The sequence below is a fragment of the Streptomyces sp. NPDC015242 genome, from assembly GCF_043079125.1.
In the GTDB taxonomy this organism is placed as follows: domain Bacteria; phylum Actinomycetota; class Actinomycetes; order Streptomycetales; family Streptomycetaceae; genus Streptomyces.
Map to the genome: position 1 here is coordinate 253729 of NZ_JBIBUF010000011.1, position 14238 is coordinate 267966.

15 protein-coding genes are annotated in these 14238 nt (G+C 71.9%); 11 read left to right on the top strand and 4 right to left on the bottom strand.

What is annotated here, in order from left to right; genetic code table 11:
- Positions 1 to 55 precede the first annotated feature (55 nt).
- Positions 56 to 1006 carry a hypothetical protein gene (locus tag ACF07N_RS32605; protein ID WP_392119966.1) on the bottom strand — a complete coding sequence of 317 codons (951 nt, stop codon included), beginning with the start codon at positions 1004 to 1006 and terminating at the stop codon, positions 56 to 58.
- A 241-nt stretch (positions 1007 to 1247) separates the two neighbouring features.
- Here ACF07N_RS32605 and argH point away from each other — a divergent pair, with 241 nt between their 5' ends.
- The 4 genes from argH (at position 1248) to ACF07N_RS32625 (ending at position 6021) form a co-directional block, all read left to right on the top strand.
- Positions 1248 to 2681 carry an argininosuccinate lyase gene (gene argH, locus ACF07N_RS32610; RefSeq protein WP_392119969.1) on the top strand — a complete coding sequence of 478 codons (1434 nt, stop codon included), beginning with the start codon at positions 1248 to 1250 and terminating at the stop codon, positions 2679 to 2681.
- A 198-nt stretch (positions 2682 to 2879) separates the two neighbouring features.
- Positions 2880 to 3851, top strand: a complete 972-nt coding sequence (locus tag ACF07N_RS32615) for an aldo/keto reductase (protein WP_392119972.1) — start codon at positions 2880 to 2882, stop codon at positions 3849 to 3851.
- 86 nt (positions 3852 to 3937) lie between these two features.
- Positions 3938 to 4489 (top strand): TetR/AcrR family transcriptional regulator, encoded by a 552-nt coding sequence (locus ACF07N_RS32620; RefSeq protein WP_392119974.1) that lies wholly within the window; start codon positions 3938 to 3940, stop codon positions 4487 to 4489.
- The gene (locus ACF07N_RS32625; protein ID WP_392119977.1) at positions 4486 to 6021 is read left to right on the top strand and encodes an MFS transporter; all 1536 of its coding nucleotides are present in this window, start codon (positions 4486 to 4488) and stop codon (positions 6019 to 6021) included. The genes ACF07N_RS32620 and ACF07N_RS32625 overlap by 4 nt, the downstream gene beginning before the upstream one ends.
- Positions 6022 to 6195: 174 nt before the next feature.
- On the opposite strand, the gene ACF07N_RS32630 is transcribed toward ACF07N_RS32625, so the two are convergent.
- Positions 6196 to 6870, bottom strand: a complete 675-nt coding sequence (locus ACF07N_RS32630) for a lysophospholipid acyltransferase family protein (RefSeq protein WP_383334137.1) — start codon at positions 6868 to 6870, stop codon at positions 6196 to 6198.
- 385 nt (positions 6871 to 7255) lie between these two features.
- Between ACF07N_RS32630 and ACF07N_RS32635 the strand changes: the two genes are divergently transcribed.
- From ACF07N_RS32635 to ACF07N_RS32645, 3 genes are all read left to right on the top strand, one after another.
- A complete protein-coding gene (locus tag ACF07N_RS32635) occupies positions 7256 to 8422 on the top strand; it encodes a glycerophosphodiester phosphodiesterase (protein ID WP_392119980.1) in 1167 nt (388 codons plus the stop codon).
- A gap of 88 nt (positions 8423 to 8510) precedes the next feature.
- Positions 8511 to 9005: an RNA polymerase sigma factor gene (locus tag ACF07N_RS32640; protein ID WP_392119983.1), complete on the top strand. Its 495-nt coding sequence runs from the start codon at positions 8511 to 8513 to the stop codon at positions 9003 to 9005.
- Positions 9006 to 9062: 57 nt separating this feature from the next.
- On the top strand, positions 9063 to 9560 hold the full coding sequence (locus tag ACF07N_RS32645; RefSeq protein ID WP_383334135.1) for a GNAT family N-acetyltransferase: 498 nt from the start codon (positions 9063 to 9065) through the stop codon (positions 9558 to 9560).
- Between the two features lie 67 nt (positions 9561 to 9627).
- On the opposite strand, the gene ACF07N_RS32650 is transcribed toward ACF07N_RS32645, so the two are convergent.
- Positions 9628 to 10059, bottom strand: coding sequence for a hypothetical protein (locus tag ACF07N_RS32650; protein ID WP_392119986.1), 432 nt, complete (start codon positions 10057 to 10059; stop codon positions 9628 to 9630).
- Positions 10040 to 10399 (bottom strand): hypothetical protein, encoded by a 360-nt coding sequence (locus tag ACF07N_RS32655; protein ID WP_392119989.1) that lies wholly within the window; start codon positions 10397 to 10399, stop codon positions 10040 to 10042. Before ACF07N_RS32655 ends, ACF07N_RS32650 begins: the two co-directional genes overlap by 20 nt.
- A gap of 69 nt (positions 10400 to 10468) precedes the next feature.
- Here ACF07N_RS32655 and ACF07N_RS32660 point away from each other — a divergent pair, with 69 nt between their 5' ends.
- The 4 genes from ACF07N_RS32660 (at position 10469) to ACF07N_RS32675 (ending at position 14115) form a co-directional block, all read left to right on the top strand.
- On the top strand, positions 10469 to 11119 hold the full coding sequence (locus ACF07N_RS32660; protein ID WP_383333996.1) for an HAD-IA family hydrolase: 651 nt from the start codon (positions 10469 to 10471) through the stop codon (positions 11117 to 11119).
- 373 nt (positions 11120 to 11492) lie between these two features.
- Positions 11493 to 12527 carry a methionine ABC transporter ATP-binding protein gene (locus ACF07N_RS32665; protein ID WP_383333994.1) on the top strand — a complete coding sequence of 345 codons (1035 nt, stop codon included), beginning with the start codon at positions 11493 to 11495 and terminating at the stop codon, positions 12525 to 12527.
- Positions 12524 to 13231, top strand: coding sequence for a methionine ABC transporter permease (locus tag ACF07N_RS32670; RefSeq protein WP_383333992.1), 708 nt, complete (start codon positions 12524 to 12526; stop codon positions 13229 to 13231). Before ACF07N_RS32665 ends, ACF07N_RS32670 begins: the two co-directional genes overlap by 4 nt.
- Positions 13232 to 13293: 62 nt before the next feature.
- On the top strand, positions 13294 to 14115 hold the full coding sequence (locus ACF07N_RS32675) for a MetQ/NlpA family ABC transporter substrate-binding protein (RefSeq protein ID WP_392119994.1): 822 nt from the start codon (positions 13294 to 13296) through the stop codon (positions 14113 to 14115).
- Positions 14116 to 14238 lie beyond the last annotated feature (123 nt).

Genomic DNA, 14238 nt, shown 5'->3' on the forward strand with positions numbered 1-14238 from the left:
TGCCCGCGGCCGCCCCGGCCGGCGCTTGCACGGGGCGGCCGCGGCGCCTGTCACCTCACTTGGTGAGGGTGCAGGCGGCCAGGGAGTCCAGACCGGCCGGCCGCTCGGCCGTGCGGCCGATGGCGGTGGCGATGCGGTTGATCGCGGCGACGCGCTTGTCCTCCAGCGGGCCGAGGATGGCGTTCTGCACGAAGTTGGGCCCGCCCTGGCCGACGGTGTCGACGAGCCGCTTGTTGGCCTCCTGGATCTGGGTGTCCAGCTGGCCCAGGTTGCGCTCGACCTCGGCCTGGGCGGAGGCCGGGACGGCGGGCAGCCGGGAGGCGACGTCCGGGCAGCTGATCGTGCCGGCGCCGCCCGCTTCGCCCGCCCCTCCCTCGTCGGCCCCCGCGCCGCCTTCCCCGGCCCCGGCACCGGCCCCGGCCCCGGCCCCGGCACCGGCCCCGGCACCGGCACCGGCCCCGGCACCGGCCCCGGCCCCGGCACCGGCCTCCGCGCCGGCTCCCGCTCCGGCCTCCGCGCCCGCCTCGCCTCCGGCGGCCTCGCCCGCTCCCGCGCCGCCGTCGGCGTTCAGCCGGCAGGCGGCGAAGGCCTCCAGGCCCTCGGGCTTCGCGGCGGCCCGCCCGATGGCGGTCTCGATGCGGTTCAGGGCCGCGACGCGCTTGTCCTCCAGCGGGCCGAGGATGGCGTTCTGCACGAAGTTGGGCCCGCCCTGGCCGACGGTGTCGACGAGCCGCTTGTTGGCCTCCTGGATCTGGGTGTTCAGCTGGGCGAGGTTGCGCTCGACCTCGGCCTGGGCGGAGGCCGGGATGTCGGGCAGCTGGGAGGTGACGTCCGGGCACGTGATCGTGCCGGGGCCCGCCAGCGTCCGGGCGTTCGTCCCGCCGTTCTCGGACGTCTCCCCGGCGAGCGCGAAGCCGGCGATCGCCGTGCCGGACAGCGCCACCGCTGCCGCGCCGCCGATGAACGCGACGCGACGCTTGTTGTACTTCGGAAGAGCCCTGGACATGGGGGTGCCTCACTAGGGGTCGGTGGGTCGTGGGTGGAAACGCGGCGCCTGCGTTCGGCGAGAGGTACGGGTAAGCGGTTTCCCGCGTTCAACGGGCGCGCCGATTCCTCCGGCGTGGCCGGAAATCGACGGCGGAAGCACCCTCGATCCGCCCCGATTGACGATTCATGCAGGAGTCTGCATAATCATGCAGGACACTGCCCGTGGCGGTGCCCATCCCACCCAGTGAGGAGCGCAGCAGGTGAGCAGCAACAGCGGTGACGTCCGGCTCTGGGGCGGCCGTTTCGCCGACGGTCCCGCCGAGGCGCTGGCGAAGCTGTCCGCGTCCGTCCACTTCGACTGGCGGCTCGCGCCGTACGACATCGCCGGTTCCCGTGCGCACGCGCGCGTGCTGCACAAGGCGGGCCTCCTCACGGAAGACGAGCTGACCCGGATGATCGCCGGCCTGGACGAGCTGGAGGCGGCCGTCGCCGACGGCTCCTTCACGGGCACGATCGCCGACGAGGACGTCCACACCGCGCTGGAGCGCGGTCTCCTGGAGCGCCTCGGCCCCGACCTCGGCGGCAAGCTCCGGGCCGGCCGCTCCCGCAACGACCAGGTCGCCACCCTGTTCCGCATGTACCTGCGCGACCACGCCCGGGTCGTCGGCGGCCTGATCGCCGAGCTCCAGGACGCGCTGATCGGCCTCGCCGAGGCCCACCCGGACGTGGCCATGCCCGGCCGCACGCACCTCCAGCACGCCCAGCCGGTCCTCTTCGCGCACCACGTCCTCGCCCATGTGCAGTCCCTGTCCCGGGACGCGGAGCGGCTGCGCCAGTGGGACGCGCGCACGGCCGTGTCGCCGTACGGCTCCGGCGCGCTGGCCGGCTCGTCCCTGGGTCTGGACCCGGAGGCGGTGGCGGCGGACCTCGGCTTCGAGCACGGCTCGGTGGGCAACTCCATCGACGGCACGGCCTCCCGTGACTTCGTCGCCGAGTTCGCCTTCATCACGGCGATGATCGGGGTCAACCTCTCCCGGATCGCCGAGGAGGTCATCCTCTGGAACACTAAGGAGTTCTCCTTCGTGACCCTGCACGACGCGTTCTCCACCGGTTCGTCGATCATGCCGCAGAAGAAGAACCCGGACATCGCGGAGCTGGCCCGGGGCAAGTCCGGCCGGCTGATCGGCAATCTGACGGGCCTGCTGGCCACGCTCAAGGCCCTCCCGCTCGCCTACAACCGCGACCTCCAGGAGGACAAGGAGCCGGTCTTCGACTCCATCGACCAGCTGGAGGTCCTGCTGCCCGCCTTCACCGGCATGATGGCCACCCTCACCGTCCACCGCGAGCGCATGGAGGAACTGGCCCCGGCCGGCTTCTCCCTCGCCACGGACATCGCCGAGTGGCTGGTCAAGCAGGGCGTCCCGTTCCGGGTGGCGCACGAGGTCGCCGGCGAGTGCGTGAAGGCCGCCGAGGCCGAGGGGAAGGAACTCGACGAGCTGACGGACGAGCAGTTCGCCAAGATCTCGTCCCATCTGACCCCCGAGGTCCGCTCGGTGCTCAACGTCCCCGGAGCCCTGGCCTCCCGCGACGGCCGGGGCGGCACGGCCCCGAGCGCGGTCGCCATCCAGCTGGCCGAGGTGAAGGCGGACGTGGCCGCCCAGCACGAGTGGGCCCTGGCGAAGAAGCGGGCCTGAGGGGCGCGCCCCCTCGGGGGCGCGGGGGACTGCGCGATCGGCCGCCCATCTCCCGCACCCGCCGGAACACCGCGACGGCCGGGCCCTGAGGCGAAGGTCGTCGCGGGTTACGTTGGGTCGGACCCGAACCGGAGCCCTGCCGGACCCGAACCGGAGCCCTGCCGGACCCGAACCGGAGCCGACCGAACGGAGCCCCCGATGCCCTTCGCCCGCCTGGCCTCAGCGACCACCCCCACCTGCCACATCGGTCTCGGCCTCGCCGCGGTCGGACGCCCCGGCTACATCAACCTCGGCCGGGACGAGGACCTCGGCGAGGACCGCAGCGTCGACGCGCTCCGCGGCCGCACCCACGAACTGCTCGACGCCGCCTACGCCCAGGGCGTCCGCTACTTCGACGCGGCCCGCTCCTACGGCCGCTCGGAGGAGTTCCTCGCCGACTGGCTGAAGAGCAGGCCCGGCCTCGACGACATCGTCGTCGGCAGCAAGTGGGGCTACACCTACACCGCCGGCTGGTCCACCGACGCCGAGACGCACGAGGTCAAGGACCACGGCCTCGCCACCTACGAACGGCAGCGCGCCGAGACCGACGCCCTGCTCGGCGACCGCCTCGACCTCTACCAGATCCACTCGGTGACCCCGGACAGCCCGGCCCTCAGCGACAAGGAACTGCACGCGAGGCTCGCCGAGGCCGCCGCCCAGGGCCTGACCGTGGGCTTCTCCACCAGCGGCCCCGCCCAGGGCGAGGCGATCCGTGCCGCCCTGGCCGTGACGGTGGACGGGGAACCCCTCTTCCGCACCGTGCAGTCCACGTACAACGTGCTGGAGACCTCCGCGGGTGCCGCCCTGGCCGAGGCGCACGACGCCGGCCTGACGGTGATCGTCAAGGAGGGCATGGCCAACGGGCGCCTCGCCGGCCCGCACGCCCCGGACGTCCTGCGGGAGATCGCCGGGCGGACCGGCCTGGGGTGCGACGCCGTCGCCCTGGCCGTCGTCCTGCGACAGCCCTGGGCCGGAGTCGTCCTCTCCGGAGCCGCCACCACCGGACAGCTCGCCTCGAACCTGCACGCCGCCGTCGTCGACCTGGACGACGAGCAACTGGACCGCCTCGCCGCGCTGGCCGAGGACCCGCACGCCTACTGGCAGCGGCGCGGACAGCTGCCCTGGCACTGATCCCTCCGCCCTTCCGATGCCGACGGTCATGAGTCACGCATGCCCGCCATGAGACATTGATGTCTCATCTGGGGTATGGTTGTCTCATGGCTGTCGATCGTGATCACGTGCTGCGCACCGCCGCGGCCCTGCTGACCCGCAAGTCCACCGCGACCATGGACGAGGTCGCCAAGGCCGCCGGGATCAGCCGGGCCACGCTGCACCGGCACTTCGCCGGGCGAGACGCCCTCGTCCGCGCGCTGGAGTCGCTGGGCATCGCCGAGTGCGAGGCCGCGCTGGACGCGGCCCGGCTCGACGAGGGCCCGGCGAGCGACGCCGTACGACGGCTGGTCGCCGCCGTGGAGCCCGTCGCCGGTCTGCTCGCGTTCCTCTACAGCGAGAACCAGCTGTTCGAGGGCGAGGAGCAGAACGCGGGCTGGGCCCTGATCGACGACCGGATCTCCGCCCTGTTCCGGCGCGGCCAGCTCGGCGGCGAGTTCCGCATCGACCTCACGCCCGCCTGGCTCACCGAGGCGCTCTACGGGCTGCTGGCCTCCGGGGCCTGGCTGGTGCAGAGCGGCAAGGGCGCCCCGAAGGACTTCCCGCACATGGTCGTCGAGCTGCTGCTCGGCGGCGCGCTCAGGAGAGAGGAATCATGACCAGCACCCTGCAGACGGCCGAGGCCTCGGAGGCGGTGAAGCGCCCGGGCCGCTGGCTCGCGCTCGGCGTCCTCGTGCTCGCCGTGCTGCTGGTGGCCGTCGACGCGACCGTCCTCGGTCTCGCGACCCCCTACATCAGCGAGGACCTGAAGCCGTCCGGCACACAGTTGCTGTGGATCGGCGACGTCTACTCGTTCGTCATCGCCGGCCTGCTCGTCTCCATGGGCAGTCTCGGCGACCGCATCGGCCGCAAGCGGATCCTGCTCGTCGGCGCCACGGCGTTCGGCGCGGTATCCGTCCTCAACGCCTACGCCACCACGCCCGAGATGATGATCGTCGCCCGGGCGCTGCTCGGCGTCGCCGGCGCGACCCTGATGCCGGCCACCCTCGCGCTGATCCGCAATCTCTTCCACGACCCGCGCGAGCGCAGTCTCGCCGTCGGCATCTGGGGCGCCACCGCCTCCGCGGGCACGGCCGTCGGGCCGATCGTCGGCGGGTTCCTGCTGGAGCACTTCTGGTGGGGCTCGGTCTTCCTGATCAACCTGCCCGTGATGGCCGTCCTGGTCGTCGTCGGCAGCAAGCTGCTGCCCGAGTCGCGCACCGCGAATCCCGGCCCCTGGGACCTGGTCAGCGTGGTCCTGTCGCTCCTCGGCATGATCGGCGTCGTCTACGCCGTCAAGGAGGCGGCGACCCACGGTTTCGCCTGGACGCCCCTGGCCGCCGGCGCGCTCGGCGTGGCGGCCCTGTACGGGTTCGTCCGCCGTCAGCTGAGGCTCCCGGCCCCGCTGCTGGACATGCGGCTGTTCCGCCACCGCGGCTTCAGCGGGGCGGTGCTCGCCGACCTGCTGACCATCCTCGGCCTGTCCGGGCTGGTGTTCTTCCTCTCGCAGTACCTGCAACTGGTGCAGGGCAGGCGGCCGTTCGAGGCGGGCCTGGCCGAACTGCCCGCCGCTGTCGGCGCCGTCGTCGCCGGTCTGGTCGCGGGGCGCGCGGCCCGCCGCTTCTCGGTGCGCGCCGTGGTCTCCGGCGGGCTCGCGGCGATAGGCCTCGCGCTGGCCGCGCTCACGGTGATCGGCCAGTCGACCGGCTACCCGCTGCTCGGGGCCGCGCTGCTGGTGGTCGGGGTCGGTGCCGGGTTCTCCTTCACCGTGACCGCCGACGTGATCCTCTCCAGCGTGCCCAAGGAACAGGCGGGCTCCGCGTCCGCCGTGTCCGAGACGGCGTACGAACTCGGCGCGGCCCTCGGCATCGCCGTGCTCGGCTCCATCGTGACCGGCGTCTACCGCGGCTTCACCGGACCGGCGGGCACACCGGCCGCGGCCCACGAGTCGCTGGGCGGCGCCGTCGAGGCGGCCTCGGGCATGCCCGCGCACAGCGCCGCCGCGATGCTGGACGCGGCCCGCACGGCCTTCGTCGACGGACTGACCCTCGCGGCGGGCACCGGCGCGGTCGTCCTGCTGGCGGCGGCGGTGGCGGCGTGGTTCCTGCTGCGGGGCCAGAAGCTGGAAGACGGCCCCGCCGACCACGCGTGACGCTCCCCTGCCCAGCCGGCGAACGCCCTTGAGGGCAGCCCCCCAGGGGCAGGGCGCGTCAACGCCCCTGAGGGCCATGCCCTCAGGGGCGCGGGGAACTGCGCGGCAAGCCCACCACGACCCGCGGCCGCCGACGCTCCACGGCCCCCCGAGCCCGGGGGCGCGCCAGGAAACCTACGCCGCTTCCTTCGCCTTGCTCGCGTACATGTCCACGTACTCCTGCCCGGACAGCCGCATGACCTCGGTCATCACCGAGTCGGTCACGGCGCGCAGCACGTACCGGTCGCGGTCCATCCCCTCGTACCGGGAGAACTCCATCGCCTCGCCGAAGCGCACGGTGACCTTGCCCGGCCGGGGCAGGCCCGCCCCGCCCGGCTGCAGCTTGTCCGTGCCGATCATCGCGAAGGGCACCACGGGCGCCCCCGTCATCAGGGTGAGGCGGGCGATCCCCGTCCGCCCCCGGTACAGCCGTCCGTCGGGCGAGCGCGTGCCCTCGGGGTAGATGCCGAAGACCCGCCCCTCCTCCAGCACCCGGCGGCCGGTCATCAGGGCGGCGACCCCGCCCCGGCCGCCGTCGCGGTCCACGGGGATCATGCCGACGCCGGTGAAGAACCAGGCCATCAGCCGGCCCTTGAGGCCCTTGCCGGTCACGTACTCGTCCTTGCCGATGAAGACGACCTGACGGTCGCAGACCAGCGGCAGGATCATCGAGTCGATGAACGTCAGGTGGTTTCCGGCCAGGATGACGGGACCGTCGCCGGGAATGTGCTCAGCGCCCTCCACCTGTGGGCGGAACATCAGGCGCATGATCGGGCCGAGCACTGCCTTGATGAGCGCGAAGCGGGACAACGGACCCTCCGGTGTCAAGGGATTCACTATGAGTCTGTGCAGGTGAGGACGATACTCGCGGGCCCCGGGATCGCGCACATCGGGCACGGCGACTTCATCGAGGTCTTACGCGCTGTTGACGCGTGTTCACCTGCGGTGGGCGGACCGCCGCCGTCCGTAACGCGAGCGACATGGTGTGACACACATCGCCCCGGGCCTGCCGGACGCGTTCCCCGAAGAGCCGCGCCGAATCGAGCGGGACCCGAAGAACCGTCAGCTCATCGGCCGCACCGGCCACTAGTGACATCCCCGGTCACCCGCGTGTTCCGCCCGCGGTCTCCCACTGGTCATGTACGCGCCCCTACGATCGGCCCGCACTGACGAGCCGACGGCAGAGAGGGCGCTCATGGGAACGCAGGAGTCGAACGAAATTACGGGCGGGACCGGACGGCGGGCCCTGCTCGGCGCGGCGGTGCTCGGCGCCGGCGGAGCGGTCCTCGGCATGGCCGGCACGGCACGCGCGGAGGGCGCCCGGCACGGCGGCGGGGGACTCGCCGGCCTGCCCAAGCCGACGATCATCGGCCACCGCGGCGCCAGCGGCTACCGCCCGGAGCACACCTTCGGCTCCTACCAGCTGGCTCTCGACATGGGCGCCGACATCGTCGAGGCGGGCGACCTGGTCCCGACGAAGGACGGCCACCTGGTCTGCCGTCACGAACCGGAGATCGGCGGCACCACCGACGTCGCCGCCCACCCCGAGTTCGCCGGCCGCAGGAAGACCAAGCTGCTCGACGGCGTCTCCACCACCGGCTGGTTCACCGAGGACTTCACGCTCGCCGAGCTGAAGACCCTGCGCGCGGTCGAGCGCATCCCGGCCAATCGCCCGCACAACACCCTCTACGACGGCCGTTGGGAGATTCCCACCTTCGAGGAGGTCCTGCGCTGGCAGGACGAGCAGACCCGCAAGCGCGGCAAGCAGGTGTGGATCTACCCCGAGCTCAAGCACCCCACCTACTTCCGCAAGCAGGGCCTGCCCCTGGAGGAGCGCGTCGCCAAGGTGCTGCGCAAGTACCGCAAGGACCGGCGCACCTCCCCGGTCATCCTCCAGTCCTTCGAGCCGACCAGCGTCGAGCGCCTGAACAAGCTCGTCGACAACCCGCTGGTCGTCCTGCTGTCGTCGGCGGGTTCGCGCCCCTGGGACTTCGTCGAGAGCGGCGACCCGCGCACGGTGGCCGACCTGGTCAAGCCGGCCGGCCTGCGGGAGATCGCCTCCTACGCGCAGGGCATCGGGCCGACCCTGGACCTGATCATCCCGCGCGACGCCCAGGGCAACCTCACCCGGCCGACCACGCTCGTCGCCGACGCCCACAAGGCCGGGCTGATCCTGCACCCGTACACCCTGCGCAACGAGAACCCCTTCCTGCCGGCGAACTTCCGCAGGGGCACGGACGCGGACGCCTACGGCGACGTCTTCGGCGCCTACCGGACGTACTTCGCGACCGGCATCGACGGCGTCTTCACGGACCACCCCGACACCGGTCTGCTGGCCCGCGAGGACTTCCGCCACGCCTGATCGTCAACACAGGAGCGAACACCCGCCGTTCGGGTGAGGTTCGGCCGCCCGGGCAACCCGTCGCCCGGGCGGCCGCGTCGCTTCGCATATGACGCACGACCTGGTCGCCGCACTGCGCCCCCTGATCACCGCCGAGGCCTCCGCCGAGGCATATGCCGCCGGAACCGAGCCCGGCGATCTGGAGCAGGCGGTCTGGCTCCGCCTGCTGGAGCGCCTGGACGCCGACGGCCCGCCGGTCGACCCCGAGGAGTGGCTGCGCCGGGCCGTCCGCTCCGAGGCGCGCCGCACCCGCCGCACGAGCCGCCTCGAACGGCCCTACGCCGGCGAACCCGTCGACCACGGCGACCGCGACCCCGAGGAACTGGCCCTCGCCGCGGCCCGCGGCCGGGCCCTGCGCGAGGCCGTGCGCCGCCTGCCGGGCCGCTGCCCCCGGCTGATGGAGGCCCTGCTCTCGCCCAAGGACCTGACATACCGGGAAATCGCAGGGGAGTTGGGTATCTCACAGGGCAGTCTTGGGCCGGAACGTTCCAGATGCCTGGGATGTCTGCGCAGATTGCTCACACCGGAGGTTGCGGCCCGCTGAGGACGGGGATAGGAGTGAGGGACCACCGGTGATCAGATGAGCGGGAGGCGTGCGCACATGGGCATGAGCGTGACCATCTCTGCGGCGACCGAGCAGGACGCGGAGCAGATCTTCAGGCTGCAGTACCTGTGCTTCCAGACGGAGGCGGCGCTGTACGGCAACTACCGCATCGACCCGCTCGTCCAAACCCTCGACTCGGTCCGTGAGGAGGTCGCCCGGGACTGCGTCTTCGTCGCCCGGCTCGGTGAGGAGGTCGTCGGGTCGGTCCGCGGCTCGGTCACCGAGGACGGCGCGGCCGCGATCGGCAAGCTGTGCGTCCACCCGCGCCTGCAGGGCCACGGCATCGGCGCCCGGCTCCTGCGCGCCGCCGAGTCGGCCCTGGCCGACCGGCACGGCGCGACCCGCTTCCGCCTGCACACCGGCCACCGCAGCGAGGGCAACCTCCGTCTCTACCGCAAGGTCGGCTACGAGACGGTGGGCACGTCCCAGGGCGCGGACGGCGTACCGATGATCGTCCTGGAGAAGCCGGCCGGCACGTACGCGGCGACGGCTTGACGCTCGCCCTCGGGGGCGCGGGGAACTGCACGAGCGACCACGACGCACCCGCAGGCGCCGGCGCCCCTCAGCCCGCGTCCTCCTGTCGCGCACGCGACCGCCGGAGCCAGTAGATCGCGGTCACCGGCAACAGCACCGGGATGAACAGGTAGCCCATCCCGAAGTCCGACCACACGGTCGCGTCCGGGAACGCCGACGGCTCGATCAGCGTCCACGTCCCCACCGTCAGCACACCCACGAGCTCGGCGGCGCAGCACGCCAGCGCCGCCCTGCGCGCCGTCTCCCCGCCGCGCACCAGCGAGTACGTGATGAACCCGTACACGACACCGGCCACGGCCGACAGGGAGTACGCGAGCGGCGCCCGGTCGAACTCGGTCGCGATCTGATACGCGGAGCGCGACACCGCGCCCACGACCATCACGCCGTACAGCCACACCAGCAGCGTGCCCGGCCCCGAGATCAGCCGCCCCCGGCCCACCTCAGCCCGCCCAGATGTCATAGAGCCGCACCTCCAGCACCGCCAGCACCACGCCACCCGCGGCGACCGTCACCGAACCCCACCGGGTCCGCTCGGCCAGCGACATGAACCCCGCCGCCGGCACACACGCGAACGCCCCCAGCAGATACACCACGAAGATCGTCGTGCCCTGCTCCGGCTTCTCGCCCCGGGCCAGCAGCACGATCCCCACCACCAGCTGGACCAGCGCCAGCAGCGTGACCACGGCCATCCCGATGAAGTGCCAGTCCTTCGTCGGCTGGTCACGGTAGGCCGCCCAGCCGCACCAGGCGGCGAGCAGCAGCGCGGCGACGCCGGTCACCAGCGTCAGGACAGTGAGCATGGAGCGACCTTATTACGGCCGAAAAGGCCCGATGCCTCCGGCCCTGGCCCGCACCGTAGGGTCGGGAGCATGACGATCCACGCGCACGCCCTGCTGTTCGACAACGACGGAACCCTGGTCTCCTCCCTCGCCTCGGTGGACCGCTGCTGGACCCGGTGGGCCGCGGAGTACGGGATCACGCCCGAGGAGTTCGCGCGCGTCGAACTGCACGGCCGGCCGGCCGCCGAGATAGCCGCCGACCTGCTGCCCGCCGGGATCGTCCCGGAGGCCGTCGCCCGCATCGAGGACCTGGAGGTCGAGGACGTCCCCAACGGCGGTGTGGAGCTGCTGCCGGGCACCCGCGCCTTCCTCGACTCCCTGCCGGCCGAGCGCTGGGCCGTCGTCACCTCCGCCACCCGGCGCCTGGCCGAGGCCCGCCTCGACGCCGTCGGCATCCTGCCCAAGACGCTCGTCGCCGCCGACGACGTCACCCGCGGCAAGCCCGACCCCGAGCCCTACCTGCTCGCCGCCCGCGCCCTCGGCGTGGACCCGGCCCGGTGCGTCGTCTTCGAGGACGCCCCCGCCGGTCTCGCGGCCGGCCGCGCCGCCGGCATGACCACCGTGGCGTTGACCACAACCCACCGGGCCCACGAACTCCACGCCGACCTGGTCGTGGAGAACCTGTCGGCCTTGTCCGCACTGGTCACCGAGCAGGGTGTGGAGATCGCCCCGCGCCGCTGACGGCCGGCCGGTCCTGTCCGCCGCTGTCCAGCATCCGGACAGCGGCGGCCGGTCAGGACCGTACGCGTGTTTTACTGACCGCATGACCACGACGAGCGACCGCATCCTGGCGACCGAGGCGACCATGACGCCCGGTGCTCGTTGTATGTGTCGAATGTGCGCCTTCTAGAGGGCCCCTGCACCACCCCTGAGCTCGCGCCCCGAAGCGAGACCGCGGCCCGTCCGCGCGCCCTGAGCGCCGCGTGACACCGAGCCGCCCGCGCACATGTTCTCCGGTTCCACGCTTCAGCGAGAACCGTGCCGCGTCCCCGAACGAACGCACCCGTGCCCGGGACCACCCACGCCCGCGCACTCGACTGTGACGGAAACCCACGTGATCACCACCACGGACCTCACCAAGGTCTACCGTGCACGCGGCCGCGAGGTCACCGCCCTGGACGGCGTCGACCTGCACGTCCGCGAAGGCGAGGTGTTCGGCGTCATCGGCCAGTCCGGCGCCGGCAAGTCCTCGCTCATCCGCTGCGTCAACCTGCTGGAACGCCCCACCTCCGGCACCGTGACCGTCGACGGGCAGGACCTCACCGCCCTGGCCGGCCGCGGCCCGCGCGCCGGAAAGGAACTGCGGCGGGCGCGCAGCCGGATCGGCATGGTCTTCCAGCACTTCAACCTGCTGTCCTCCCGGACCGTCCAGGACAACGTCGAACTGCCCCTGGAGATCCTCGGCAAGTCAGGCAAGGAGCGCTCCCGCAAGGCACTGGAGCTGCTCGACCTGGTCGGCCTCGCCGACAAGGCGGGGTCCTACCCGGCCCAGCTCTCCGGCGGCCAGAAGCAGCGCGTCGGCATCGCCCGCGCCCTGGCCGGCGACCCCAAGGTGCTGCTCTCCGACGAGGCCACCAGCGCCCTCGACCCGGAGACCACCCGGTCGATCCTGGCGCTGCTGCGCGACCTGAACCGGCAGCTCGGCCTGACCGTGCTGCTCATCACGCACGAGATGGACGTCGTGAAGTCGGTCTGCGACTCGGCCGCGCTGATGCAGCACGGCCGCATCGTCGAGTCGGGCACGGTCAGCGAACTCCTGGCAACGCCCGGCTCCGAACTGGCCGCCGCGCTGTTCCCGCTCGACGGCGAGGCCTCCGGCGCCGACCGCACCGTCGTCGACGTCACCTTCCAGGGCGAGAGCGCCACCCAGCCCGTCATCTCGCAGCTCGCGCGCACCTACAACATCGACATCTCGATCCTCGGTGCCGCCATCGACACCGTCGGCGGCCTCCAGGTCGGCCGGATGCGCATCGAACTGCCCGGCCGCTACGAGGACAACGTCGTGCCGATCGGCTTCCTGCGCGAGAAGGGCCTGCAGATCGACGTCCCGGGCCACGAGACCCCGCTGGTGAAGGAAGGTGCCAAGTGACCTGGTCCGAGATGCAGCCGCTGCTGGAACAGGCGTGTTGGGACACGCTCTACATGGTCGGCTGGTCCACCCTCATCGCCGTCGTCGGCGGACTCCCGCTCGGCATCCTGCTGGTCCTGACCGACCGCGGCGGCCTGCTGCAGAACCTCGCCGCCAACAAGGTCATCGGGCAGATCGTGAACATCGCGCGCTCCCTGCCGTTCATCATCCTGATGGTCGCGCTGATGTCCTTCACCCGCTGGATCACCGGCACGACCATCGGCCGCGAGGCCGCCATCGTGCCGCTCGCCGTCGGCGCCATCCCCTTCTTCGCCCGGCTGGTCGAGACGGCCGTGCGCGAGGTCGACCACGGGCTCGTCGAGGCCGTGCAGGCCATGGGCGGCAACACCTGGACGATCGTGCGCAAGGTCCTCGTGCCCGAGTCGCTGCCGTCGCTGATCTCCAGCACGACCACCACGGTCGTCGCCCTCATCGGCTACTCCGCCATGGCGGGCACGGTCGGTGCCGGCGGCCTCGGCGACATCGCCATCCGCTACGGCTACCAGCGCTTCGAGACCGGGCTGATGTGGATCACCGTCGCGATCCTCGCCGTGGTCATCTCCCTCATCCAGTTCGCCGGCGACTACGCGGCCCGCTCACTGCACCGCCGCGGCGCCCACTCGGGACCCGCCCCGAAACTGCGGCTGCTCAAAGCCGCCTCCTGACTCCCCGTTCACCCACGACGGGGCCGCACCGCCCGCAAGGTCATCAAGGAAAGGCACTTTTCGTGCGTAACACCGCCAAGATCACCACCGCCGTCCTCGCCGCAGGAGCCCTCACCCTCGGGCTCACCGCCTGCGGCGGCGACAGCTCCTCCTCGACCGACGGACCCCTGATCGTCGCCGCCAGCCCCGTCCCGCACGCCGAGATCCTCACCTACGTGAAGGACAACCTGGCGAAGAAGGAGGGCCTGGACCTGGAGGTCAAGGAGTTCACCGACTACGTCACGCCGAACACGGCGACCCAGGACGGCTCCGTCGGCGCCAACTACTTCCAGAACAAGCCGTACCTCGACGACTTCAACAAGAAGAACGGCACCGACATCGTGCCCGTCGTCACGGTCCACCTGGAGCCGCTCGGTCTCTACTCCCGCAAGGTGAAGGAGGCCGACGACCTGAAGAGCGGTGCGACCGTCGCCATCCCCAACGACACCGTCAACGAGGCCCGCGCCCTCAAGCTCCTCGCCGCCAACGGGCTCATCACCCTCAAGGCGGGCGTCGGCAACGAGGCGACCCCCTCGGACATCACCAAGAACCCCAAGAACCTGAAGTTCAAGGAGCTGGAGGCGGCCCAGACCCCGCGCTCCCTGGACGACGTGGACGCCGCCGTCGTGAACGGCAACTACGCCATCGAGTCCGACCTGAAGCCCGCGCAGGACGCCCTCGTCCTGGAGTCGCCGAAGAACAACCCCTACGGCAACTTCCTCGCCGTGAAGAAGGGCAACGAGGACGACCCGCGCGTGAAGAAGCTCGCCAAGCTCCTCACCTCGCCCGAGGTCAAGAAGTTCATCCAGGACAAGTACGCCGGCTCCGTGCTCGCCTCCTTCTGAGCCCGCGCCCGGCTGCCGCACGGCACGGGTCCTCCCCCGCCCGGCGGGGGAGGACCCGTGGTGCGGATCAGTGCTTTCATGCTGCATGCTGGGCAGTTCAGCAGGCCCCGAAGGTTCCCGAAG

Bases quoted from the DNA above. Each gene is read 5' to 3' on its own strand.
- ACF07N_RS32640 (WP_392119983.1), top strand. From the start codon at position 8,511: ATGACGCACGACCTGGTCGCCGCACTGCGCCCCCTGATCACCGCCGAG.
- ACF07N_RS32605 (WP_392119966.1), bottom strand. From the start codon at position 1,006: ATGTCCAGGGCTCTTCCGAAGTACAACAAGCGTCGCGTCGCGTTCATC.
- ACF07N_RS32650 (WP_392119986.1), bottom strand. From the start codon at position 10,059: ATGACATCTGGGCGGGCTGAGGTGGGCCGGGGGCGGCTGATCTCGGGG.
- ACF07N_RS32615 (WP_392119972.1), top strand. From the start codon at position 2,880: ATGCCCTTCGCCCGCCTGGCCTCAGCGACCACCCCCACCTGCCACATC.
- ACF07N_RS32645 (WP_383334135.1), top strand. From the start codon at position 9,063: ATGGGCATGAGCGTGACCATCTCTGCGGCGACCGAGCAGGACGCGGAG.
- ACF07N_RS32635 (WP_392119980.1), top strand. From the start codon at position 7,256: ATGGGAACGCAGGAGTCGAACGAAATTACGGGCGGGACCGGACGGCGG.
- ACF07N_RS32625 (WP_392119977.1), top strand. From the start codon at position 4,486: ATGACCAGCACCCTGCAGACGGCCGAGGCCTCGGAGGCGGTGAAGCGC.
- ACF07N_RS32620 (WP_392119974.1), top strand. From the start codon at position 3,938: ATGGCTGTCGATCGTGATCACGTGCTGCGCACCGCCGCGGCCCTGCTG.
- ACF07N_RS32660 (WP_383333996.1), top strand. From the start codon at position 10,469: ATGACGATCCACGCGCACGCCCTGCTGTTCGACAACGACGGAACCCTG.
- ACF07N_RS32655 (WP_392119989.1), bottom strand. From the start codon at position 10,399: ATGCTCACTGTCCTGACGCTGGTGACCGGCGTCGCCGCGCTGCTGCTC.